Here is a 24,106-nt window from a genome sequence, read left to right as displayed (position 1 = left end):
GTTTCCTTGTCGTGCCGCCCGGTCGGAACACGGTCCGTGCGGGCCGAGTTGGGGCGATGCGGGTTGAGAGGGGTCCGTGCGGGTTGAGCGGGGCGGTGCGAGTCGAGCGGGCTCCGTGCGGGTCGAGCGGGGGCGGTGCGGGCCGAGCAGGGGTGGTGCGGGCCGAGCAGGGGTGGTGCGGGCCGAGCAGGGGTGGTGCGAGTCGAGCAGGTCCGTCCGTGCGGGGCGAGCGGGGTCCGTGCGGGCTGACCAGGCTCTGTGTGGGGCGAGCGGGGGTGGTGCGGGTCGAGCAGGTCCGTGTGGGCTGACCAGGCTCCGTGTAGGACGAGCGGGGTCCGTGCGGGGGAAACTACCCGCCCCAGTCGTCAGAACACGGTCTGCGGCCGTATCGCGTGCATGAGGTCCACGAGATGCTCGTGGGTGCCGGCAGGCTCCTGGTGGCGGGCCGCCAGCCGCCGGTAGTGCGCCTCCAACTGCTCGCGCAACTCGCGCTCCGGAGCGCTCAGACGTCTCAGACGGCGCGCGTCGAGCCGCACCACACCTCTTCCGGGGGATCCGGGCCGGTCGCTGAGGTGGTGCACCGCGTCCAGCTTCCACTCGTGGAGCTCGGTGCTCAGCCGCAGCGCCTCGTCCTCGGACAGGCTCGGCTCCCCGGCGCCGGGGCTGCGGCCCACCAGGCCGGGCAGCTCGGCCAGCGCCGCGTCGACCTCGGCGGGCGCGGGCAGCGGATCCCCCTCCCCGGGCAGCCGGGCCGCGCGGATGCGCAGGGAGGCGATCCGGGCGACCGTGTGGTCCAGGGTGCCCTGCCGGACCCGGCCGAGCACGTCGATGGCGGCCCGGCGGTCGTGCGCGCGCAGCGCGAGCCTGGCCAGGCCGAGGGCGGCACCGCCGTGCGCGGGGTTGCGGGCGAACACCGCCTCGTAGAGCTCCCTGGCCGTGGACTCGGCCGTGTCGGCGCCGAGCCACTCCGTGCAGTAGGCGAGGGCCAGCTTGGGGGCGTACTCGCCGGGAAGTTCCAGGTTGACCTCCGTGAAGTGGGCCCTGGCCTCGGCGACGTGCCCCCGGTCGCCGTCGAGGCCGGCGTTGCGCAGCGCGAGCAGGGCGCGGTGCCACTCCAGCCGCCAGCGGCGCACGGCGGGCGGCCCGGGGACGGAGTCGGCCGTGTCGAGCTGCTCCTGGGCCAGGTCCAGGTCCTGCCGGGTGTTCCGGCCCAGCAGGACGCGCACGTTGTGCAGGCAGATCTCCACCGAGCGGGGCTTGTCGTCCTCCTGCGCCAGGAGCCGGCGCGGGTCGTAGCCGCTGCTCACCTCGAACCGCGCGGCCTGCGGATCGCCCGGGTACGGCCTCGGCACCGGCAGGCAGCCGGCGATCTCGGTGGGCGTGGGGGCGCCGGGGTCGAGCGCCGGGGCCACGGGCGGCTCGTACCGGTCGGGGCGGGGACGCTTCAGCCAGTGCTCGATGCCCGGCACCGTGCCCAGCCGGGCGCCGAGCAGCTGCGTGGACGGCCGGAAGTAGTCGGAGGGCTCGGGCGGGTCGCTCTTGCCGCGCAGCGCGCGGATCTCCCGCAGGGCGCCGCGCAGTTGGCCGACCATCTCCCGGGCGTCGGCGAACCGCCGCCCCGGGTCGTGCCGGACGGCCCGCTCGACCACGCCCCGGAAGGAGGCGATGCCGAGACCGGGCACCTCGGTGACGGCCCAGCCGGCCAGTTCCCGCAGGGTGACGCCGACCGTGTGCAGATCGTGGGCGACGGTGAGCACCCCCGACGACCGGGTCTCGGGCGCCATGTAGTCGGGCGTGACATGGGCGGGCGGCTGGCTCTGGCCCTGCTCGCGCATGCCCCCGAGATCAATGATCTTGATGCCGTCCCGGTGGTGCACGACGTTCGACGGCTTCATGTCCCCGTAGACGAAGACCCGTTCGCCGTCGGCGTGCAGATGGGCGAAGGCCTCCAGGATCTGGCAGCCGTACGCCGCGACGTGCTCGATGTCGAGCACGGACTCACCGCGCCTGACCTCCTCGACGACCTTCACGAGCGTGCCGTCGCCGACGTCGTCCATGACGATGTGGCCACCGGTGACCCGCCCGGTGTCGTCGTCGCTGCGGGCCACGAAGTCGCGGATCTGGACGATGCGGGGATGGCGGATGGCGACGAGGTTGCGGCGCTCGACGTCGGCGAGCCGGGCGCCGTCGTGCTCGTACCGGTTGAGCAGTCCCTTCACGGCGACGACGTCACCGAGGTGGGTGTCCTCGGCGAGGTAGACCCAGCCCTGCCCGCCGTGCGCGATGGGCCCGAGGATCCTGTACTGGCCGCGCAGCATGTCGCCCTCGGCGAGTTCGGGCCGGTACGAGTAGCGCCGTCCGCAGGCCGGGCAGTACCCCTCGGTCCGCACCGGGCCCTCGGTGTACGGCGGGGCGAAGGTGATGCCGCAGTCGTCGGACGAGCAGCGCATGCGGATGCGCAGCGGCGCCTCCGGGCTGATGAGGCGTTCCCCGGCGGGGCGCGGCTCACGCTCGGGCAGCGTCAGGAGGTCGCGGGGGCCCAGCTCCCGGGGGTCCTCGGGCAGCGCGGGCAGCCCCGGGTCGTTCCGCGCGCGGCCGCAGGCCGCGCAGTAGCCGGTCGGCAGCACGGCGCCGCCGCAGCGGGCCCCGGTGAAGTGCCGGTGCGCGCACACCGCCGTGCGCCCGTCATCCCACCCTCCCGCCGCGGCCGGACGAGGCGGCACGTCACCGCCGCCCACGGCGGTCCAGGTCGGCGCGCAGGGACTTGATCAGTGCGCGTAACCGGGTGAGCTGCTGCTGCGGGTCCCGTACGTCGTCGATCAGGCGGCGTGCGGCCCGGTGCCGGTCGGCGGTCTCGGTGACGGAGCCGAGGGAGGCGCTGTCGACCATGCCGATGCCGAGCATGTCGCTGAACTCCAGACGCTCCAGCCGGTCGAGCAGCAGGTCCGCGTGACTCAGCAGCGCGGGCAGCAGGAGACGGTCACGGGACGCGGTCCAGCCGGGGCCGCCCTCCTGGCGGAAGACGAGCAGCAGCCGGAAGCCGAGCACCCGCAGCCGGGCCAGGACGTCGATCAGGTCGCCGGGCCGGGGCTCCTCGTCGAGCCCGTCCACGAGGACCGTGACCGGCCGCAGGGGCGCGCAGTCGGCCGCCCGCGCCGGCCGGGGCTTGGCACCGCGCAGCCAGTCCCAGTACGCCAGGTACTCACTGGCCGGGAAGGCGACCTGCCCCAGGGCGTGGTCGATGAGGTCCGGCCTGCTTCCGCCGCCGCGGTGGACGACCTGGGCGCGGTGCGTCAGATGGCGCAGCGAGCGGTCCTTCCCGCTGCCCGCGGGCACCACCGTGATCTTCACCGGGTCCTCGTGCGGGTCCTCGAACCACCGGGTCAGCCGCTCCTCGAAACCGTGGTCCCACGCGCGCGGGCTGATCAACTCCTTGATGTGCGGCGACAGTTCGGCGATGCGCCCGACGGGGATCAGGTACGAGAAGGACAGCCGGTTGTCCTCGGGCAGCCGCTCGCCGAGGTCGCCGCGCCAGCTGACGACGAGGCCGACCACCCGGGCCGGACGCCCCTCATGGGGCCGGGTGCACACACCGGCGCCGCTGAACCCGGCGCGCACCACCTCCGACTTGGTGACCGCGTCGAGCTGCACCCGCTCACCGCTGGCGCCGCCGATGCGTCCCCACAGGCTCATGCCGTCGTCGAAGCCCTCCGCGTAACCGGTGGCGTACACCTCCATGCCGCCCCACAGCTCCGGGTCCAGCGGAGCGCGGCGGGCCTGCGGGCGAGGGCTGTCCAGACGCAGTACGGCGACGTCCTCGCCGCCGCTGTCCGGCAGCCAGCCGCCGGGCATGACGCGCGCGGAGACCGGTTCGAGCGCACTGTTCTCCGCGAACTCCAGCCACATCACGGCATCCGGGCGACGCACCACGTGCGCACACGTCAGCGCCGTGTACTGGTCGACGAGCACACCGGCCCCGCAGACCGGGCCGTGCGCGTCCTCGCGCCGCAGCCTGAGCCTCCAGTCCGCACGCAGTTCCCCCATGTCGTCTCACACTACGTGCAAAGCGTGCCGCGTCCCTAGACTTGTGGACGGCGTGGAATCGGCCAATTGACATGAGACGGGGGCGTGTTGCCATGAGGGACTTGGAGCCGATCGGCCTGGCGGAGGCCATCGGCGCGGTCCGCGCGGAGCTGGCGCGGGCCCAGGCCGAGGGCGCCCGGAGCGACTGGCGGTTCAGCGTGGAGCAGGTCAGCCTGGAGTTCTCCGTGCAGTTCCACCGGGCCGGCGAGGGCGGCGCGGGCCTGCGCCTGGGCGTGGTCGACGCCCGCCTGGGCGGCACGGTGAGCCACGACTCCACCCACCGGATCGAGGTCGCCCTCAAGCCCTTGCGCCGCCCCGACGGCCGCCACCACGAGGTGAGCCGCGAGGACGGGGCTGCGGGGGCGGAGGGGGAGACGCTGGGGCGGGGGTGAGGGGCTGGGCGGGCACGGGGGGCGTGCGTGCGGCCAGGCGCAGATGCAGATGTCGTGTCACGTCCCCGACCCTGCGCTCGCCCGTGCGGCGGGCCCGGCGGTGCGGATCCGGCCGCACCACGTACAAGGAATCGTGACGGCCGGGCGGCAGCGCGCACGAGAGGCGGGCAGCAGGGCGCACAGTCAGGGCCATGGTGACCGTTCGGTCGTCGCGAGGACTCGGCGCAGGGGCAGGGGCAGGGTCCGTCCCCCACGTGTCCACCCGGTGAGCTTCCGCTTGGCGGCCTCGGCGCGTTCCGGGGCCAGGCCGGGCAGGTAGAGGCCGTCGACCAGGACGGCCGCGTCCTCGGGCGTGCGCAGGACGAGGGTGAAGACACGGCGCTCGTCGGACCGGATCGTGAATCCGGCCCGCCGCAGCACGGTGGCGACGGAGTCCCGTGCCTGCGGATTGGGCCAGGGCTGACGTGCCACGCCGAGCGTCCACATGACCCGGGACCAACCGATCAGGCCCGAAGCGGCGAGTCCCGGACGGGCCGGGACGAGCGCCGCGAGCATCCCGCCGGGGCGCAGCACCCGCCGGATCTCGCCGAGCACCCGTGGCAGCGGAGTCAGCACCGGCAGGCACATCGACGCGCAGACCGCGCCGGCGCTCCCCGAGGCCACGGGCAGGGCATCGGCGCCGGCCCGGACGAGTGGGCCGCGGCCGAGACGAGCGGCCGCGGCCAGTTCCCCCGGTGAGGAGTCGATCCCGACCCAGTCGGCGTCCGGGAGAAGGGGACGCAAGGGTGCCGTGCCGCAGGCCAGGTCCACCACGGTGCCGGACGCCGTCCGCAACGGCTCGGCCAGCCAGGCGTGCGGAGAGGCGTCGGCCCGCTGGAAGAACCGTTCGGTGATGCCGGGGCGGTCGTCATGGTAGGCGGCGAGATAGCGGCGCCACTGCCTCTCATCCAACGCGAAGGCTCCTTGTGGTCGGCTGGTGGGTGCGGGAGGCCCTGGAGTCGGGCCCGGCCCTTCCATGGAATGCCTTGCCTCACGTCCCGGTTCCTGGTCCGTGAGGAAGCAGGGCGTTCCCGGAGGACGAGAGCACCTCCCCGGAGGACGCCTTGACGGCCTCTGTCACGGAGTCCGCTCCTGTCATCGAGTCGGTCGACACCTCGGACACCATGTTCCCCCCTGGGCGAAGACGGTGATGACGGCGGCGTGTGCCGTCGTGCGCCGGGAACCCGTCCCAGGGCGGTCGGCACTCCTGGTGCCCGACACGCCCGACATGCCCGAACCAGTGATGGCCCTGTCTCTGCGGTGCGGCGTGTCGAATGAGTCCTGCCCGGAGCAGAGACCGGGGGTCACCCGAGCGGGTTCCCTTGCCGCGGCGGACGGAGAGGCGAGTGAGGCAGCCGATGAGTATGGGACATTCCCCGCGAGGCGACGGGACGTACGACCTGGTGGTGATCGGCGGCGGAAGCGCGGGCCTGACCGCCGCCCGGACCGCAGGCCGTCTCGGCGCCCGTACGCTGCTGGCCGAGCGGGACCGGCTGGGCGGCGACTGCCTGTGGACGGGGTGCGTGCCCAGCAAGGCGCTGCTGCATGTGGCCGCCGGGGTGCAGGCCGCCCGGGGAGTGGGGCGGTACGGGCTCCGGGCCCCGGACGGTCCGGCCGACCTCGCGGCGGCCATGGCACACGTCAAGCAGGCGATCGGGGCGATCGAGCCGCACGACTCAGCCGAGTCCTTGGAACCGTTCGGCGTCGAGGTCGCCCACGGGGACGCCCGCTTCACGGGACCGCGCACCGTGCGAGCCGGGGAGCGGGAGGTGGCCTTCCGGTACGCGGTGATCGCCACCGGCTCGGCCCCGTCCCTGGTCCCCGTCCCCGGTCTGGCCGAGGCGGAGCCGCTGACCAGCGACAGCGTGTGGGGGCTGACCGAGCTGCCGGAGCGGTTGGTGGTGCTGGGCGGCGGGCCGATCGGCTGCGAGCTGGGGCAGGCTTTCGCGCGCCTCGGCTCCCAGGTCTCCCTCGTGGAGGCGGCAGACCGGCTGCTGCCCCGCGAGGAACCCCGTGCCTCCGCGCTGGTCCGAGCGCGGCTGGAGGCCGAGGGCATCACCGTCCGCACCGACTACCGGGCCGAGAAGGTCGACGGCGGCGCGGTGCACGGCCCGGGCGCCCCCCTGGCGTACGACGCGCTCCTGGCCGTCACCGGACGCCGCGCCAACACGACCGGCCTCGGGCTGGAGACGGCTGGAGTGGAGCTGACCGAGCGCGGTGACATCCGAACGAATGCCCGACTGCGCACCGCGAACCCGCGGGTCTTCGCGGCCGGCGACGTCACCGGCCGTTCCGCCTTCACCCACCTGGGCGGCGTACAGGGCGCCTCCGCCGTCACCGAAGCGCTGCTGGGCGTGCCCCGGCGCATCGACTACGACGCGGTGCCCTGGGTGACGTACACCGACCCCGAAGTCGCCCGCGTCGGCCTGACCTCCGCCGAAGGAGACCGCACGCTCACTCTGGAGCACGACCGGGTCGACCGGGCCGTCGCCGACGGCCGTACCGACGGCTTCACCTGCCTCGTACTGGACAAGCGCGGGCGGATCGCCGGCGCGACGGTCGTCGCCCCGCGCGCCGGGGAGACGATCGCCCACCTGGCGACGGCGGTACGGCTCGGCTGGACGCCCTCGCACTACGCCAAGACCGTGCACCCCTACCCCGGCTACACCGACGGACCCTGGCACGCCGCTCACACCGGCGTCTACGAACGGCTCGCCGCACACCGCACCCTCACTGGCGCCGTGCTGGACCTGCGCAGGAAGGTACGGCCGTGATCCTTCGACTGGTCCTCGGCGTACTCATGGCGGCCATGGCGCTCGGCCAGCTGACCACGCCCTGATCACTCCCACGACGTCGAAAACGGAGAGGTACGCGCATGGGAATCGTGGCGCGACTGCGGGCCCTCGAACATGCGACTCGGCCTTACGACGCCGAGTTCGCAGCGGCCATGGAACGCCGGTGGGCCGAACTGCCCGACATCGTCAAGACACCGGGCCAGATCATCGGACGGCACGGCGTGGGCTGCGAAGGCACCCACGGCGTCTTCCCCAAGTGCAACCTGAAGTGCACTCCCTGCTACCACTCCCGGGACGCCAACCAGGTACGCGTCGACGGCCCGCACACCCAAGAACAGGTGGCGGCCCAGCTGGGCCTGCTGCGCACCGTGCGCGGCCCGCGCGCCCATGCCCAACTCATCGGCGGCGAGGTGAGCCTGCTCCCGCCCGACGACCACGCGGCCACGCTCGCGATCATGCGTGAGCACGGCCGGGAGCCGATGAGCTTCACCCACGGCGACTTCGACTACGACTACCTGGAGCGCCTCGCCCTCGGCGACGACGGCAAGCGCCGCTTCACGCGGCTGTCGTTCGCCGCGCACTTCGACAAGTTCATGTACGGCAGGCGCGGCATCGAACGCCCGCCCAGCGAAAAGGCGCTGAACGACTACCGACGGCGGTTCGCCGACATGTTCGCCAAGCTGCGGCGCGAGCACGGGGTGCGGTACTTCCTCGCCCACAACATGACCGTGACCCCCGGCAACCTCGACGAGATCGCCGGCGTCGTCCGCGATTGCCGGGGGATGGGGTACGGCATGTTCTCCTTCCAGCCCGCCGCCTTCCTCGGCGACGAGCGGCGCTGGAAGGAGGAGTACCGCGAGGCCACCCCGGACGCGGTGTGGGCCGAGATCGGCCGCGGGGCCGGACGCACGCTCGGATACCACGTCTTCCAGAACGGTGATGTGCGCTGCAACCGCACCGCGTACGGCTTCTGCGTCGGGGAACGCTGGTACCCGTTCCTCGAAGAGGACGACCCGCGGGACCTGGCGGTACGCGACGGGTTCTTCCGCTACTTCGGCAAGGTCAGCTTCACCGGCACGCCCCCCGTCCTGCTCGCGGCCAAGCTCATCCGGGTCGTCACCCGCCACCCCGGTACCGTCGTCACCGCGATGCGCTGGCTGGCCCGGACCATACGCCGCGTGGGGCCGGGACGGCTGCTGCGCCACCGCTTCCGCATCCGCCCGGTCACCTTTGTGATGCACCAGTTCATGGACGCCGAAGTCGTCGCGCCTGCGTGGGAGATGATGCAGCGCGGCGAACAGGCGCAGGACGCGAAGCTGCGCGCCACCCAGGAGCGGCTGGCCGCCTGCCACTACGCCATGGCACACCCCGAGGACGGCATCCTGGTTCCGGCCTGTGTGCAGCACGCGGTGCTCGACCCGGCCGAGAACGCCCAGCTGCGCACACTCCTCCCGCTCGTAGAGGTCCGCACGTCCGTCCGCCGTCCCGCCACACAGGAGAAGTAACCCATGCGCATCGGTGTCATCACTGGTTCCGGCAGCTACGACTGGCCCCACCTGGAGGACGCGGTCCAGCGAACCGTCAAGACCGAGTACGGCGAGGCCACCGTCACGGAAGGGCGTCTGAACGGCGCCGAGTCGGTGCAGCTGTCCCGGCACGGTGCCGGCCACCACCGGCTCTCCCACCAGATCGACCACCGGGCGAACCTGGCGGCCCTGCTCGCCTGCGAGGTGGACGCGCTGGTGTCGTTCACCGTGTGCGGCGCGGTCGACCCGGCGATCGAGCCCGGTTCCCTGGTGGTCTTCGACGACCTGTACTTTCCCGCCAACCGGCTGCCCGACGGGTCCGCCTGCACCTGGTACGACACTCCTGGCGCCGCCGGGCGAGGCCACTGGATCTTCGGCCGGCCGTTCAGCGAGCCGTTGCGCCGTGCCCTGATCGAGGCCGCCGCGGCCACCGGAGCACCCGTCGTGCCGGGCGGGGTGTACGGGCATGTGGACGGCCCCCGCTTCAACAGCCGCCCCGAGATCGCCGCCCTGGCCGCGGCGGGCGTCACCGCCGTCAGCCAGACGGCGGGCCCGGAGGTGGTCCTTGCCGGGGAGGCCGAGCTGCCGATGGCCCTGGTCGGCTTCGTCACCGACTACGCCAACGGTGTCGCGCCCGTCCCCGAGCCGGTCGAGGCGCTGTTGGCCCGGGTGGCGGTGAGCAAGGAGATCTTCGCGTCGCTCGCCGCCCACACCCTGCCGGACCCGCAGCTCGTGGCACCGGTCGGCACCGTCCACCGGTTCGGCTCATGAGGGCGCGGCGCACACCGTCTGTACTGGTCATGGCGAAGGCGCCCCGGGCGGGCACGGTCAAGACCCGGCTGCACCCCCTGCTCGGCCCCGAGGGCTGTGCCGCCCTCCAGGCGGAACTCATCCGTCACGCGATGGAGTTGACCGGCACGCTCGGGGCGCGCACCTACCTGGCGTACCACCCGGGTGAGGGCGAGGACGGGACAGGCGGCGTGGCCCCGCCCGGCGTCCGCCTGCTCCTCCAGCGCGGCACCGATCTCGGTCAGCGGCTCACCTCTGCCGTCACCGATGCCTTCGCGGACGGTGCGGGTCCCGTGCTGGTCATCGGCACCGACGCACCGACCCTGACCGTTGGCGAGCTGACGGCCGCGTTCGCGGCCCTGGAGCACACCGACCTGGTGCTCGGCCCGGCACTGGACGGCGGCTACTACCTGATCGGCATGAGGGAGCCACGCACGCGGTTGTTCGGCCTTGATGCGGCGCTGTGGGGTACGGACCGCGTGCTGGACGCCACCCGTGCGATCGCCGCCGCGGACGGCTCGGGCGTGGAACTGCTCGGGCCGCTGCGGGATCTGGACACGCCCGAGGACGCCGCGGCACTCCTCGCCGACCCGCGGATGCCGCACCGCATCGCCGCGCTGCTCCAGCCCGCGGAGGCGTGATGAACCAGGTGTCGATCATCGTGCCCGTACTGGACGAGGAAGCCACGATCGAGGCCGCGCTGAGCCGCCTGTGCCGGGACTTCCCCGGCTGCGAGCTGATCGTTGTCGACGGCGGCTCCACCGACGCGACGGTGGACATCGCCGCTCTCCACGCCACCGTGGTGCACAGTGCCCGTGGCCGCGCGCGGCAGATGAACGAGGGAGCCCGGCACGCCGGCGGCGACGTGCTGTGGTTCGTCCACGCCGACACCGCCGTCGCCCCGGCGGCCCTCGGCCAGATCCACGCCTGCCTCAGCGACCCGGCAGTGGTCGGCGGCGGTCTGACCATCCGCTTCGACCGCCGCACGCCCGGGCTGGACTACCTGGCGTGGACGTCGAACGCCCGGGCCCGCCGCCTGCACCACATCTTCGGCGATCAGGCCATGTTCATCCGCCGTACCGTCTTCGAGGAACTCGGCGGCTTCCCGGACCTGGCCATCATGGAGGACCTGGAGATGTCGCGGCGCCTGCACCGGCGGGGCCGACTGTGCCTGTTGCCCGCCGTCTCGACGGCCTCGTCGCGCCGGTTCACCGCTCACGGCACCTGGCGCATGATCGCTTTCATGCAGTACCTGAAGTTGCTGTACTTCGCCGGTGTCGAGCCGGAGTCGATCCGCGCCCGGTACGCCGCGGGCCCCTGGCCCGCCCGCCGCCGGTCGACGGCGCCCCACACTCATGCGTGACCGCCCGACCCTGGAGACACCCCTATGCGTATCGCGGTATGCGGAGGCCCCTACGGCAACCCGTACGCCCTGCAGGCCTTCGTCGACGACGCCCGCACCCGGGGAGCCGAGCGGCTCTACTGCCTGGGCGACCTCGGCGGGTTCGGCGCCGACGTCGATGCCCTGTGGCCGATTCTGACGGACAACGACATCGCCTGCGTCGCGGGCAACTACGACGTGGCGATCGCCCGCGGCGACACCGACTGCGGTTGCGGCTACCGCGACCCCAAGGACAACGAGTACGCCCAGATCGTCTACGACCACACCCTGGCCACCACCAGCCGCGACTTCGCTGCCTGGATGGGCCGGCTGCCCACCGAGCACCGCGAGAGCATCGACGGCGTGGACGTCCACATGGTTCACGGTTCCCCGTTGGCGCTGAACGACTTCTGGTGGGAGTCCCTGCCCGAGGACCACCACCGGCTGCGCGCGGAGGCGTCCGGCGCCGACGTGGTGCTGTGCACCCACAGCGGCCTGCCCTGGCAGCGGCGGATCGGCGACACCCTCGCCGTCAACGTCGGTGTGCTCGGCAAACCGGCCAACGACGGCCGCCAGGACGTCTGGTACGCGGTCCTCGACCTCGCCGACGGGCACGCCGCGGCGGAGCTGGTCCCGCTCTCCTACGACTGGCGGGCGCAGGCTCACTCCATGCGGGCCGCCGGTCTCCCCGACGTCTTCGTCGAGACCATCGAGACCGGCTGGTGGACCACCTGCCTGGAGATCCTGCCCCCGCGCGAACGCTCCCGGGGCCGCTACCACCTCTACCGCTCCACCCTGCCGTCCGGGTTCCGGCCCGCCGACGACGGCTGGGGAGAGACCGCGCCCCAGGCCCTGGGAGGCGACCGGCCGGTGGTACCGCTGTTCGGCACCGAGTACTTCCCGTCCCGGCTGTGGCTCTACACCAACTTCCACTGCAACCTGGCCTGCGACTACTGCGCCGTCGCCTCCTCCCCGAAGGCGGCCGCCCGCACGCTGCCCGCCGACACCTTCCGCGCCCTCGTCGACGAGGCCGTGCGGTCCGGGTTCAGCGAGCTGTACGTCACCGGCGGCGAGCCCTTCCTCCACCCCGACATCGTCAGGCTCCTGGACTACGCCTCCCAGCGGCTGCCCACCGTCGTCATGACCAACGCGATGCTGCTGCGCGGCCGCCGCGCGGACGGACTCGCGGACCTGGCAGGCCGCGAGCTCACCGTCCAGACGTCCCTGGACGGCGCCACGGCCGCCGCCCACGATCTGCACCGAGGCCCCGGCTCCTGGCAGCGCACCATGGACGGCATCCGCCACCTCGTCGAACTCGGCCTGCCCTCACGCGTCGCCCTCACGGAGACACCGGAGAACAGGCACGAGGTCCCCGCCGTCGCCGACCTGCTGGCCGGACTCGGCCTGCCCGCCGACCACTTCGCCGTCCGCCCCCTTCTGCGCCGCGGCTTCTCCGACACCGGCGTGGAGATCGGCGCGGACTCCAGCATCCCTGAACTGACCGTCACGGCCGACGGCCTGCACTGGCATCCCGCCGGGGCCGACCTGGCCACCAGCCCCGACCTGCACCTCGCCACCGCCGGCACCTCGCTCGCCACGGGCAAACAGATGGTGACCGAGCGCTTCTTCGCCGCCCGTCTCACCGACGGCAGCCTGCCCCGCCCCGTCCACTGCGCCATCTGAAGCGCACGGAACAAGGAGTCGCCATGCAGCGACACGTCGCGATCCTCGGCGCCGGTCCCGTCGGTCTCGACGCCGCACTGGCCTGCGCCGACGCCGGACGGCCGTTCACCGTCTACGAGGCCGCCGGCACCGTCGCCGCCCACGTACGCGCCTGGGGCCACGTCCGCCTGTTCACCCCCTGGGACCTCAACGTCTCGGACCGGATGCGTACCCACCTGCCGAATGCCCCGACCGGCGACGACTGCCCCACGGGCACCGATCTGGCCACCCGCCTCCTCGCCCCTGTCGCGGCACTGCCCGCCCTGGAAGGCCGCATCCGGCTGCGTACCCGCGTCGTGGCCGTCGCCCGGAGCGGACTGCTCAAACACGAGCAGATCGGCACCGAGGCCCGCGCCGCCGCGCCTTTCACCCTCCTCCTCGACACGCCCGACGGTGAGGAGACGGCCGAGGCCGAACTCGTCCTGGACTGCACCGGCACCTACGCGGTCCCCAACACCCTGGGCAGCGGGGGGATCCCGGCCCGCGGCGAACGGGCTCTCACCCACCGCATCACCCGCACCCTCCCGCCCGTGCACGATCCGGACCGATGGGCGGGCACCGTCCTGCTCGTCGGCGCCGGAAAGTCCGCGCAGACCGCCGCCCGCGACCTCGCCGCGCTGCCCCGTACGCACGTCGAGTGGATCGTGCGGAACCCGGCACCCGACTGGGGAGCCGTGCCGGACGACACTCTGCCCGCCCGCCGACACCTGGCCGAAACGTCCCAGGCGTTCGCCGACGGCGCCCACGAGCGCGTCACCGTCCGCACCGGGGCCCACGTCCAGGCCCTGAGCGCCGACGGCGACCGGGTACGCGTCACCCTGGCCACCGCGGGTGGCCCGCGCGCCGTCGTCTGCGACCACATCGTGGCACTGACCGGGTACGTCGGCGACGCCTCCCTCTACCGGCAACTACAGGTCCACGAGTGCTACGCCACCGCCGCACCCATGAACCTCTCCGCCGCCCTGCTCGGCTCCGCGGGCGGCGACTGTCTCGCCCAGCCCGCCGTCGGCGTCGACACCCTGCGCAACCCCGAACCGCACTTCTTCATCCTCGGCGCCAAGTCCTACGGCCGTCTCAGCACCTTCCTGCTCCGCACGGGATACGCACAAGTCGACGAAGTCCTCGGCGCGTACGCCTCCGCCGCATCAGGGTGAGCAGACTCATGGCGGCAGTTCCCGGCGCCGGTCACGGGGGAGGAGCGTCTGGTGCGCGACGCGGCCCGTTCACCCCGGCTTGATCATCCGGCGTTGCAGCCAGTCGTGTGATCGCCCGTGGCAATGGCCACTGAATGGCCGCGCCTGGCGGGCGGCGTGGTGGCGCTCGTGGTCTCGTAGAGCTGCGTCCGTCAGCCATGCGCTGAATTCGTCGGGGACCCGGGAAGCAGCCGGTCCGTCCCCATGAACCAAGCCGTCGGTCGGCCGACCGGTTCAGGACCCGCGGGCGCTGTCCGCGACTCAGCGCACGCCGGCACCGGGCCCTGGACGCCTTGTCCGAGGGAGGACTGTGATTCAGCAACCCGCCGCTGACCGGCGGCCGCGAAGCACCGCACGCCGGTGGCGGCGTGGCGCGGCTGCCTCCGTGGGCCTGGGAGTCGGGTTGTTCGTCGCGGGAGCCCTGTGGCTCACCCCGAGCAACGCCGGCCCCACGTCGGTGAGCGAACCTCGGGCGGGATCGCCGAAGGGATCCGTCACCGCACTCCTCGAAGACCTGCGCCGACTGCCTCAGAACCATGTCGGGTGGGCCCGGCTGGGCATGGCGTACGTACAACAGGGCCGCACCACCGCGGATCCCGCGCTGTATGCCAAGGCCGAGTCCGCGCTCCGCAGGTCGATAAAAATCCAGCCGAGCGACAACTACCAAGCCGAGACCGCCATGGGCGCGCTGGCCGCCGCGCGGCACGATTTCCGCACGGCTCTGACCTGGGGGCGCAGAGCTGCGGCCTCCAACCCGTCGAACGCCGCAGCTCAAGGTGTCCTCGCCGACGCCTATACCCAGCTCGGCCGGTACGAGGAGTCGTACCGTGCCGTACAGCGCATGACGGACCTGCGGCCCGACGTGTCCTCGCTGGCCCGTGCCTCCTACACCTGGGAGCTGCGGGGCGACATCGCACAGGCGCGCACGCTCATGAAACGGGCGCTGGACAGCGCCGCGACGCCCGCGGACCGGGCTTTCGCCCGGCTTCATCTCGCCACCCTCGCGCAGGAGGCGGGCGACGCACGTACCGCGCTGCGGGAGGCGCAGGACGGCCTGCGGGCCGCTCCGGGAGACGCTCCGCTGCTGGAAGCACGGGCCCGCGCGCACGCGGCACTCGGCCACAACCGGCAGGCCGTCGCCGACTACGCCGCGGCCGTCGAGACCGTCCCACTGCCGCAGTACCTCATCGGTCTCGGCGAGCTTCAGGAGTCGCTCGGCAACACCAAGGAAGCCCGGAAGCAGTACGAGGTCCTCCGCGCCCACGAACAGGTACGCCGGGCCTCCGGAGAACCGCCCGACGTGGACGCGATCCTCTTCGAGGCAGACCACGGCAGCGTCGAGCGGGCCGTCACCATGGGCCGCACCGCTGTCCGGGACCGGCCCTTCATCGCCGTACAGGATGCCTGCGCCTGGGCGCTGCACCGGGCCGGACGGAACGAGGAAGCGCTGGCGTACGCCGACCGCGCGCTGGCCCTCGGCACGCGCAGTGCCCTCTTCCATTACCACCGGGGCATGATCCGCCTGGCCCTGGAAGACCCCGCAGCCCGCGAGGACCTCGAACGGGCCCTGGCGATCGACCCGCACTTCCACCCGTTGCACGCCCCGCGCGCCCGTGCCGCGCTCAGTCGCATCGAAAGCGCCTCATGAAGACCACCTCACGCCGCGCACTCACAGCCTGGGCTCTGCTGAGTCTCGTGCTCTGCGTCAATGCGGCGAACGCGCCCGGCTCCGCCGCACACCCGCTGGGCAACTTCACGGTCAATCACCACACCGGTCTCACGCTCTATCCTGACCGTGTCGAGGCCCTTCTCGTTGTCGATCGGGCCGAAATCGCCGCCGCCCAGGAACGCCCTGGTGTGGACCGCAACGGCCGGGGCGGCGTGGACGCGGCCGAGGCACGCGCCCACGCACGTACCGCGTGCGCCTCGGCGGTAGGCCGATTGCGGGTGAAGACCGACGGGACGGCCCTGCGCTTCAGCGTCCGGCATGCGGCATTCTCCTACCGTGCCGGGGAGGCAGGACTGCAGACGAGTCGCCTCGAGTGCGGGCTCACCGCCGACGCGAATCTGCGGCAGCCCGCCAAGGTGAGCGTCCGGACGGCCTATGACAGCGGTCGGATCGGCTGGCACGAGATCACCGCGCGGGGGCGCGGCGTCACCCTCGACTCGAGGGACGTTCCCGCAGACTCGGTCACGGACGAGCTTCGCCGCTACCCGGCCGATCCCCTGGCCACCCCCCTGAACCAGCGATCCGCCACCCTGCGCACCACCCCGGGCGGATCCGGCGGACCGCAGGCGGGTTCCGCTGCCCCGCCCGGCGGGGAGTCCGTACCCGGCCCTGTCGCGGCAGCGCTGAGCAAGGTCTCCGGCACCTTCGACTCACTGGTCGGTACGCGCGAACTGACCGTGCCGGTCGGCCTGCTGGCCCTCCTGCTGGCCATCGTCCTGGGCGCCTCTCATGCGGCCATGCCTGGCCACGGCAAGACCATCATGGCTGCCTACCTCGCCGGCCGCCGCGGCACATCCCGAGACGCAGTGACCGTCGGCATGACGGTGACTCTCACCCACACCGCAGGGGTCCTGGTACTGGGCCTGCTGCTGCCCGTCGCAACGACGCTCGCGGGCGAAACCGCGCTCACCTGGCTGGGGCTGGCCAGTGGCCTGCTGGTGGCGGGCATCGGCCTGTGGTTGCTGCGCTCCGCGGTGCGAGGCACGCCCACACACGGCCACCATCACCACGGACACGGACACGGACACGGGCACGGGCACGGGCACGGGCATGCCCACGGGCATGGTGAGGACCACGTGCACGCGTCACCGCACCAGGACGCGCCTCCGACCGCGCCCGGCGGTGACGTTTCGCCCCTCGCGGTCCTGACTCCGGTTCAGGCGGAGGCGCACCACCACGCACACCACGGCCACGACCGCGCCCACGGATCCCCTCAGGACCACTCGCACCCCCTCCCCGCCACCACGAACCGCGGCGGGCTCATCGGCATGGGCATCGCGGGCGGCCTCGTGCCCAGCCCTTCCGCTCTCGTCGTCCTGCTCGGGGCGGTCGCGCTGGGCCGTACGGCGTTCGGAGTACTTCTCGTCCTCGCTTACGGACTCGGTATGGCCGGCACGCTCACGCTGGCCGGTCTTCTGCTCGTCCGGTTGCGCGACCGCTTCGATCTCGCTGCGCGCACCTCCACGGCCGCCCGCTGGACCAGGCTGCGGAAGCTGGCCCGCTGGGGCCCTGTGGCGACATCGAGCCTCGTACTGCTGGTGGGTGTCGGTTTGGTTCTCCGAGCCACTGCCGGACCCTGGTGAGGCACACCCCGAAAAGGTGACAGGGGTTCATCAGGCCCCTCCAGGCTCCGGCGTGGCCCGCTCTTCGGCCCTCATCGCTCTCGGTATGCGTGCGATGGCGTTGGGGTATGGATAGGGCTCTGCCAGGAGTTCGGATCGTGCGGGCGGTGCAGCCCGGATCCGGTCGCCGGAGTGGAGGGGGCGGATCGGCATGGACGAGGGGCGGGGAATTCTGGCACTGATGGGGTCGGGCGAGACCAGTCCGACCATGGTCACCCTGCACCGTGAACTGGCCGCCCACATCGGCGGCGACCGCGATGCGGTGATCCTGGAAACCCCGTACGGATTCCAGGTCAACAGGGACGACATCTCCACCCGTGCGCGAGAGTACTTCCGAAAATCCGTCGGGCTCATGACCGAGGTCGTGCCGGACGCGGACACGTCCGCCGGCGGTCCGGCCGACGTCCGCGCGGACCGAGTGCGTGACCGGGTACGCAGGGCGAGCTGGGTGTTCTCGGGCCCCGGCAGCCCCTCGTACGCGCTGGGACGCTGGCGCACCCAACGCCTCGGGGAGATCCTGCGTGAACGCGTCGCACGCGGGCACGGCGTGACGGTGATGGCCTCCGCAGCGGCCTGCACGGTGGGCTTCGCAGCGCTGCCCGTCTACGAGGTGTACAAGGCCGGGCACCCACCCGTCTGGCTGGACGGGCTGGATCTCCTCGGGGTGCTGGGCCTGCCGGTCGCGGTGATCCCTCACTACGACAACGCCGAGGGCGGCACACACGACACCCGGTTCTGCTATCTGGGTGAATCCCGACTCTCCCGCCTGGAACGCGAACTGCCCGAGGAAGCAGCCGTGCTGGGCATCGACGAGCACACCGCGCTCATCATCGACCTCGACGCTTCGCTGGCGCGGGTGTGGGGGCGGGGAGTGATGACCGTGCGCCGCAGAGGCGTCAGCCAAACGGTACGTGGGGGCACCACGCTGGTGCTGGATCAACTGCGTGATCTGGTGGGCGGTCGAGGGCCGAGCACGCCCCTGCCCGCCCAGCACCGCCCTGCCGCCGCCGGTCACGGCTGCGCCGGCCCCGCGGCGGAGGATGCCCCTGCCACCCTTCAGGAGGCCGTTGCGGCGTCGGAAGCGCGATTCGGCGAAGCCAGGAAGGCATCTGACGCTCAGGCCATGGCCGAGGTGATAGTCGAACTGGAGACCGTGATCGCGGCGTGGAGCGCGGACATGGAGGAGGACCAGGGCGGCGAATGGGCCCGCACGGTTCTGCACGGCATGATCCGCCTGCTCGCCCGGCAGGCGGGGCGCGGCATGGCGGAACCGGAGTACACGCTCGCGCGGATCCTCGGACCCTTGCTCGACCTCCGCAGGCGCTTGCGCGCGAGCGACGCCTGGGACCTGGCTGACGGACTGCGTGATGCCCTTGCCGCCGGAGGGGTACGTCTGCACGACACCCCGGAGGGCACCGAGTGGCGGTGGGAGGAAGAAGGCGACGAGACAAGGACGCCGACCCGCTCGCAGGAGTGAGGCACCATCACCCCTTTGCGCTCACATTGCGCACCTGCACATGTATGGCAATAAGATCGGCGGTGGGATGCACCTCTGACCACCGGTCCCCCCGCCGACGCTGGAGTCATGCGCGATGACGCTCACCCCCTGTGACACACGCGATGCCGCATCGCCTCCCGTGTGCGTGGAAGCGCTCCTGCTGCGGCACGAGCCGACGGGAGGCTGGTCCTACCGTCGGCTGATCACAGGGCTGGGCAGAGAAACCAGCCCGGACGGGACCGTCAGGCGCCTCGTGCACCTGGACGCCGGTGACGAGACGCACCTGGTGCACTCGACCAGTTGGCGCGCTGTGGGCGACGGGCGGATCGTCCTGACGTACCTCGTGCACCCGGATCCCGACCAGCACAGTCCCGGGACCCTGCTGCCCGGGCCGCTCACCATCGCCCGCTCCCGGAGGCCGGGCGACCCCACTCCACCCGATCTGGAGATCGGCCACGTGGTGGCACACGCGGTCCGGCACCTCGCGTTTCTGGGGCGCACCGATCCCGTCGTCGCCGCACATCTCGACGCCTGGCCCCACACGCGGCGCCTCCTCGACGCCATGCCCGGCATGACAGCAGGTGAGCTCACGCCCGGCCGATGAGCCTCGGACGGCCCAGCCGCGTTGCGAGGCGATCTCACCCATGGTGACCTGATGGAAACCCAGCGTCACGCTATGTGATGTACCGCACGACGGTCGCCCTCAGGACGACCTCACGCGGGCCCGTGTGGCGCTTGGAAGCTCCAGCTCTCAGCCGCCCCGTCAGGGTTCTCCCGGAGGGCAAGCGGCTCTCACCGGAAACGGATCGCCCATGCACTCTCCCCGCATGCTCCGACGACGGCCCGGTTCACGCCGGGCCGAGCGCACCCTTGCCGCCACCGGCGCACTTGGCCTGTTGACCGCCGCTGCGGTCGCCGGCCTCGCCCCCGCGACCAGCTCGGCTTCGAGCCACCGTGAGGCACCGCTGATCGCGGGGGACCCCAGGGCCGACAACACCGACGTCTACGCCTTCACCAGCCCGGACAAGCCTGACACCGTGACGCTGGTGTCGAACTGGCTCCCGTTCCAGGAACCCAACGGCGGACCGAACTTCTACCCGTTCGCCAACGACGCGCGCTACAACATCAAGATCGACGCGGATGGCAACGGCAAGCCCGACACGACGTACACGTGGGAGTTCACCGACCGCATCCGCGACGACGCCAACCAGTTCCTGTACAACACGGGTGTCGTGGAGTCGCTGGACGACAAGGACCTCAACTTCCGCCAGACGTACAGCCTGAAGGTCACCGACAGCAGGGGAAACACCAAGACACTCCTGAAGGACGCCCCCGTCGCGCCCTCCAACGTCGGCAGGGCGTCGATGCCCGACTACGCCTCCCTGCGCAAGGAGGCCGTGGTTCCGCTGCCCGGGGGCGGCCAGACCTTCGCGGGTCAGGCGTCCGACCCGTTCTTCCTGGATCTGCGGATCTTCGACCTCCTGTACGGGGGTGACCTCTCGAAGCGAGGCCACAACACCCTGGCCGGATACAACGTCAACACCCTCGCCATCCAGGTGCCCAAGTCGACCCTGGCGCTCAAGGGTGACGCCAAGCGCAACCCCGTCATCGGCGTGTGGTCCACCACCGACCGCCGAGGAGCGAACGTCACGGGCGCGGGCAGCAAGGGCGGCGAGGGCACCGGCGCCCAGTCCGACGGCAAGGCGACCGGTCCCAAAACCGCCGCCAGGGGCGGAAACACCGACGACTGGCGCCAGGTCTCCCGCCTGGGCAACCCACTCGTTAACGAAGTGGTCGTGCCGCTGAAGTTCAAGGACGCCTTCAACGCGCTCACCCCGGACAAGGACGCCTCCGTCACACCGGTCGTCGACAAGGTGAAGGACCCGATCGTCCCCAAGCTCATCGAGAAGATCTACGGGATTCCCGCCCCCGCCACCCCGCGCAACGACCTCGTCGAGATCTTCCTCACCGGCATCTGCAAGGAGTGCGGCCCGATCAAGGCGGACCTCAACTCGCAGCGCCTCAACGCCGACGTCGACAAGGCCTCGGTCGTCCCCGCGGAGATGCTGCGGCTGAACATGTCCGTCCCGCCCGCCGCCAAACCCAACCGCCTCGGTGTCCTGGGCAACGACCTGGCCGGCTTCCCCAACGGCCGCCGGCTCAACGACGACGTTGTCGACATCGAACTGCAGGCCCTCGAAGGCGCCGCCCAGACCGGCAAGATCGTACCCGCGCTGGCCGCCGGAGACGCCGTCGACACCCCCTACCGCCAGCCCAGTGACACGTTCCCGTACGTGGCGCTGCCCAACAGCGCAGCCGTCAACCAGGCCGACTCCCTCCGCCCCGACGGCGGCGTCGGCGCCGGTCTCGGCGGCCTCGCGTCCGGCGACGGATTCCCCGTCGTACCCGTCACGGCCCTGGGCGGCGGCGCCCTCCTGGCCTGTGCCGGAGTGCTGGCCCTGCGTCGACGGCGCGCCGGCCAGGCATGAGCAACCCGCTCTTCTCCGGTCGCCCGGCCCGCCACTGGCGGGCCGGGCGACCGGACCGTGGCAGAGGCATACGCCGCCTGCGACTCCGGCGAAGGCCCAGCACGCGAGCAGCCGCAGGAGTGGTGGCCGTTGCCGTCGGCACAGCGCTGGCCTGCGTCGGTGTCTCAGCTCTGGGAACAAGCCCCGGGCAGGCACCGGAGCGGATAGCCAGAGGCTCCATTCCGGTCAACCCGGGATCGGCCGAGGACGCTGCCTCCGACTCCCGGACGGCGGCACCACCAGTCCGCATCCGCATCCCCGCCATCGGAGTCGACCAGCCCCTGATCAGCCTGCGGGTCCAGCAGGACGGCCGCCTCAGCGTTCCCGACGAACCCGAACGCATAGGGTGGTGGAGCGATGGGCCGCGGCCGGGCAGCCCGGGCGCGACGGTCGTCGTCGGTCATGTCGACTCGGCAACCGGCCCCGGCGCCTTCCACGGCCTCTCCGCACTCGACCCGGGCGACGAGGTCACACTGGTGCGCGACGACCGGTCCACCATCACCTTCACGGTCCGGGCACTACGCCAGTACGAGAAGGACGCCCTCCCCGACAGTCAGGTCTACGCGACCAGCGGACCGCCCGCCCTGCATCTGATCACCTGTTCAGGCCCGTACGACCGCAGCCGCGGCGAATACCGCGACAACCTCGTCGTCTACGCCACCCCCGCCAACCCGAAGCGGCCATGACACTGTTGGCGTTCGGATCTTGAGGGGTGCCGTCGTTCAGATGTCCCGGAAAATCTCGATCTGCGCCCCGATCGAGTTCAACCGCTCCGCCAAATCCTCATACCCCCGGTTGATGACATACACGTTCCGCAACACCGACGTGCCCTCGGCCGCCATCATCGCCAGCAGGACGACCACCGCGGGGCGCAGCGCCGGTGGGCACATCATTTCGGCGGCGCGCCAGCGGGTCGGGCCCTCGACCAGGACGCGATGCGGGTCCAGCAGTTGCAGGCGCCCGCCGAGGCGGTTGAGGTCGGTGAGGTAGATGGCGCGGTTGTCGTAGACCCAGTCGTGGATCAGGGTCTTGCCCTGGGCGGTCGCCGCGATGGCCGCGAAGAACGGGACGTTGTCGATGTTCAGGCCCGGGAACGGCATCGGGTGGATCTTGTCGATGGGCGCCTCCAGTTTGGAGGGCCGGACGGTGAGGTCCACCAGCCGCGTACGGCCGTTGTCGGCGACGTACTCCGCCGTGCGGTCGTGGTCGAGGCCCATCTCCTCCAGGACCGCCAGTTCGATCTCCAGGAACTCGATGGGGACGCGGCGCACGGTCAGTTCCGACTCGGTCACCACCGCCGCGGCCAGCAGGCTCATCGCCTCGACCGGGTCCTCGGAGGGGGAGTAGTCCACGTCGACGTCGATGACCGGCACGCCGTGCACGGTGAGCGTGGTCGTGCCGATGCCCTCCACCCGCACGCCCAGGGTCTCCAGGAAGAAGCACAGGTCCTGGACCATGTAGTTGGAGGAGGCGTTGCGGATGACGGTGACGCCGTCGTACCGCGCGGCGGCCAGCAGCGCGTTCTCGGTCACCGTGTCGCCGCGCTCGGTCAGCACGATCGGGCGGTCCGGGCGGACGGCGCGGTCGACCACCGCGTGGTAATGGCCCTCGGTCGCCGCGACCTCCAGGCCGAACCGGCGCAGCGCGATCATGTGCGGTTCGATGGTGCGCGTGCCGAGGTCGCAGCCGCCGGCGTAGGGCAGCTTGAAGCGGTCCATGCGGTGCAGCAGCGGGCCGAGGAACATGATGATGGACCGGGTGCGGACGGCGGCCTCGGCGTCGATGGCGTCCATGTCCAGCTCGGCCGGCGGCACGATCTCCAGGTCGACGCCGTCGTTGATCCAGCGGGTGCGCACGCCGATGGAGCCCAGCACCTCCAGGAGGCGGTAGACCTCCTCGATGCGGGCGACCCGGCGCAGCACTGTGCGCCCCTTGTTGAGCAGCGAGGCGCACAGCAGGGCCACGCACGCGTTCTTGCTCGTCTTGACGTCGATGGCACCGGACAGGCGCCGCCCGCCGACCACGCGCAGGTGCATCGGGCCCGCGTAGCCCAGTGAGACGATTTCGCTGTCCAGCGCTTCGCCGATGCGGGCGATCATCTCAAGGCTGATGTTCTGGTTGCCGCGCTCGATGCGGTTGACGGCGCTCTGGCTGGTGCCGAGCGCCTCGGCCAGCTGCGACTGCGTCCAGCCCCGGTGTTGCCGGGCGTCACGGATGAGCTTGCCGATGCGTACGAGGTAGTCGTCTGCCATGAGGTTGAGGTTATCTCAGATATGAGATGACGCTCGCCCGGGGGGTCGTTCGGGTGACGGAATGTCAGCGCCGTCCGGCCGAACGGGTCCTGCGCCATCCGAACGGTCCGGGCAGATCCATCGACGTCGTACGGCGCCCGGTGCTGCTGCGCGTGTGGCGCGGGCCGTGCGCGCCGCCGGTGGTGATGGACCAGGAGCGCTTGTTGATGTTGAGCCGCACTCCCGGCAGGATCCGGAAACTCTTGCGGAACGTCAGGGGCATGCTCGCCTCCTCGAAGGTGTCGCTCGGGTGAGCCGGTCCCTGACGGTTACCCCGACTTCGTCCACCGATGGCAGGCGCGCGGCGGTTTCCCGGCCGTCGGCGCGCGGAGCCGCGGACGCGCCAGGCTCGTCGGTGCGCCAGGCCCGCGGACACGCCGCGCCCGCGCACGTCCCGGCCCCGGAACACTCCAGCCCCGGACATGACCGCCACCGCCTCATGTACTAGAGTTATCTCGACATCGAGATATCTGCCGAGGCGCACCGCAGCCGCTCACCGCCGGCAGTCTGGCAGTAAG

At 71.9% G+C, this 24,106-nt stretch carries 19 protein-coding genes; 14 read left to right on the top strand and 5 right to left on the bottom strand.

The genetic code is table 11. The features are described from left to right. Positions 1 to 365: 365 nt before the first annotated feature. Both AB0M97_RS02620 and AB0M97_RS02615 read right to left on the bottom strand, forming a co-directional pair. Positions 366 to 2,450, bottom strand: a complete 2,085-nt coding sequence (locus AB0M97_RS02620) for a tetratricopeptide repeat protein (protein ID WP_365959030.1) — start codon at positions 2,448 to 2,450, stop codon at positions 366 to 368. A gap of 274 nt (positions 2,451 to 2,724) precedes the next feature. Next, positions 2,725 to 4,044: a serine protease gene (locus AB0M97_RS02615; RefSeq protein WP_365958853.1), complete on the bottom strand. Its 1,320-nt coding sequence runs from the start codon at positions 4,042 to 4,044 to the stop codon at positions 2,725 to 2,727. A 92-nt stretch (positions 4,045 to 4,136) separates the two neighbouring features. On the opposite strand from AB0M97_RS02615, the gene AB0M97_RS02610 reads away from it, so the two are divergent. Continuing rightward, a complete protein-coding gene (locus AB0M97_RS02610; RefSeq protein WP_365958852.1) occupies positions 4,137 to 4,475 on the top strand; it encodes a trypco2 family protein in 339 nt (112 codons plus the stop codon). Between the two features lie 183 nt (positions 4,476 to 4,658). Here the strand turns inward: AB0M97_RS02610 and AB0M97_RS02605 are convergent, their stop codons facing one another. Next, entirely contained in the window at positions 4,659 to 5,426 is a 768-nt protein-coding gene (locus AB0M97_RS02605; protein WP_365958851.1) for a class I SAM-dependent methyltransferase, read from the bottom strand. Positions 5,427 to 5,872: 446 nt separating this feature from the next. On the opposite strand from AB0M97_RS02605, the gene AB0M97_RS02600 reads away from it, so the two are divergent. The 13 genes from AB0M97_RS02600 (at position 5,873) to AB0M97_RS02540 (ending at position 21,983) form a co-directional block, all read left to right on the top strand. After that, positions 5,873 to 7,288, top strand: coding sequence for an FAD-dependent oxidoreductase (locus AB0M97_RS02600; protein ID WP_365958850.1), 1,416 nt, complete (start codon positions 5,873 to 5,875; stop codon positions 7,286 to 7,288). A gap of 173 nt (positions 7,289 to 7,461) precedes the next feature. Next, a complete protein-coding gene (locus AB0M97_RS02595; RefSeq protein ID WP_365958849.1) occupies positions 7,462 to 8,814 on the top strand; it encodes a radical SAM domain-containing protein in 1,353 nt (450 codons plus the stop codon). A gap of 3 nt (positions 8,815 to 8,817) precedes the next feature. Continuing rightward, positions 8,818 to 9,606: an MTAP family purine nucleoside phosphorylase gene (locus AB0M97_RS02590; protein ID WP_365958848.1), complete on the top strand. Its 789-nt coding sequence runs from the start codon at positions 8,818 to 8,820 to the stop codon at positions 9,604 to 9,606. Between the two features lie 29 nt (positions 9,607 to 9,635). Then, complete coding sequence (locus AB0M97_RS02585) at positions 9,636 to 10,265, top strand: TIGR04282 family arsenosugar biosynthesis glycosyltransferase (protein WP_365958847.1); 630 nt, start codon at positions 9,636 to 9,638, stop codon at positions 10,263 to 10,265. Beyond that, the gene (locus AB0M97_RS02580) at positions 10,265 to 10,987 is read left to right on the top strand and encodes a TIGR04283 family arsenosugar biosynthesis glycosyltransferase (RefSeq protein ID WP_365958846.1); all 723 of its coding nucleotides are present in this window, start codon (positions 10,265 to 10,267) and stop codon (positions 10,985 to 10,987) included. Before AB0M97_RS02585 ends, AB0M97_RS02580 begins: the two co-directional genes overlap by 1 nt. 24 nt (positions 10,988 to 11,011) lie before the next feature. Further along, the gene (locus AB0M97_RS02575) at positions 11,012 to 12,688 is read left to right on the top strand and encodes a radical SAM protein (protein ID WP_365958845.1); all 1,677 of its coding nucleotides are present in this window, start codon (positions 11,012 to 11,014) and stop codon (positions 12,686 to 12,688) included. Positions 12,689 to 12,711: 23 nt separating this feature from the next. Continuing rightward, a complete protein-coding gene (locus AB0M97_RS02570; RefSeq protein WP_365958844.1) occupies positions 12,712 to 13,881 on the top strand; it encodes an FAD-dependent oxidoreductase in 1,170 nt (389 codons plus the stop codon). Positions 13,882 to 14,479: 598 nt separating this feature from the next. Further along, entirely contained in the window at positions 14,480 to 15,568 is a 1,089-nt protein-coding gene (locus tag AB0M97_RS02565; RefSeq protein WP_365958843.1) for a tetratricopeptide repeat protein, read from the top strand. A gap of 209 nt (positions 15,569 to 15,777) precedes the next feature. Beyond that, positions 15,778 to 17,232, top strand: coding sequence for a sulfite exporter TauE/SafE family protein (locus tag AB0M97_RS02560; protein WP_365958842.1), 1,455 nt, complete (start codon positions 15,778 to 15,780; stop codon positions 17,230 to 17,232). Positions 17,233 to 17,422: 190 nt separating this feature from the next. Continuing rightward, positions 17,423 to 18,748: a hypothetical protein gene (locus tag AB0M97_RS02555; protein WP_365958841.1), complete on the top strand. Its 1,326-nt coding sequence runs from the start codon at positions 17,423 to 17,425 to the stop codon at positions 18,746 to 18,748. Between the two features lie 166 nt (positions 18,749 to 18,914). After that, complete coding sequence (locus AB0M97_RS02550; RefSeq protein ID WP_365958840.1) at positions 18,915 to 19,373, top strand: hypothetical protein; 459 nt, start codon at positions 18,915 to 18,917, stop codon at positions 19,371 to 19,373. 223 nt (positions 19,374 to 19,596) lie between these two features. Next, a complete protein-coding gene (locus AB0M97_RS02545) occupies positions 19,597 to 21,258 on the top strand; it encodes a DUF4331 domain-containing protein (protein ID WP_365958839.1) in 1,662 nt (553 codons plus the stop codon). A 122-nt stretch (positions 21,259 to 21,380) separates the two neighbouring features. Further along, positions 21,381 to 21,983: a class F sortase gene (locus AB0M97_RS02540; protein WP_365958838.1), complete on the top strand. Its 603-nt coding sequence runs from the start codon at positions 21,381 to 21,383 to the stop codon at positions 21,981 to 21,983. Positions 21,984 to 22,019: 36 nt separating this feature from the next. On the opposite strand, the gene AB0M97_RS02535 is transcribed toward AB0M97_RS02540, so the two are convergent. Continuing rightward, positions 22,020 to 23,549, bottom strand: a complete 1,530-nt coding sequence (locus tag AB0M97_RS02535; protein WP_365958837.1) for a UDP-N-acetylglucosamine 1-carboxyvinyltransferase — start codon at positions 23,547 to 23,549, stop codon at positions 22,020 to 22,022. Between the two features lie 64 nt (positions 23,550 to 23,613). Next, positions 23,614 to 23,811, bottom strand: coding sequence for a DUF4236 domain-containing protein (locus AB0M97_RS02530; RefSeq protein WP_365958836.1), 198 nt, complete (start codon positions 23,809 to 23,811; stop codon positions 23,614 to 23,616). Positions 23,812 to 24,106: the final 295 nt, after the last annotated feature.

This window comes from Streptomyces sp. NPDC051207 (assembly GCF_040682395.1).
In the GTDB taxonomy this organism is placed as follows: domain Bacteria; phylum Actinomycetota; class Actinomycetes; order Streptomycetales; family Streptomycetaceae; genus Streptomyces.
Note: the sequence above shows the minus strand (reverse complement) of the source record. Positions and strands in the feature narration are given on the sequence as shown.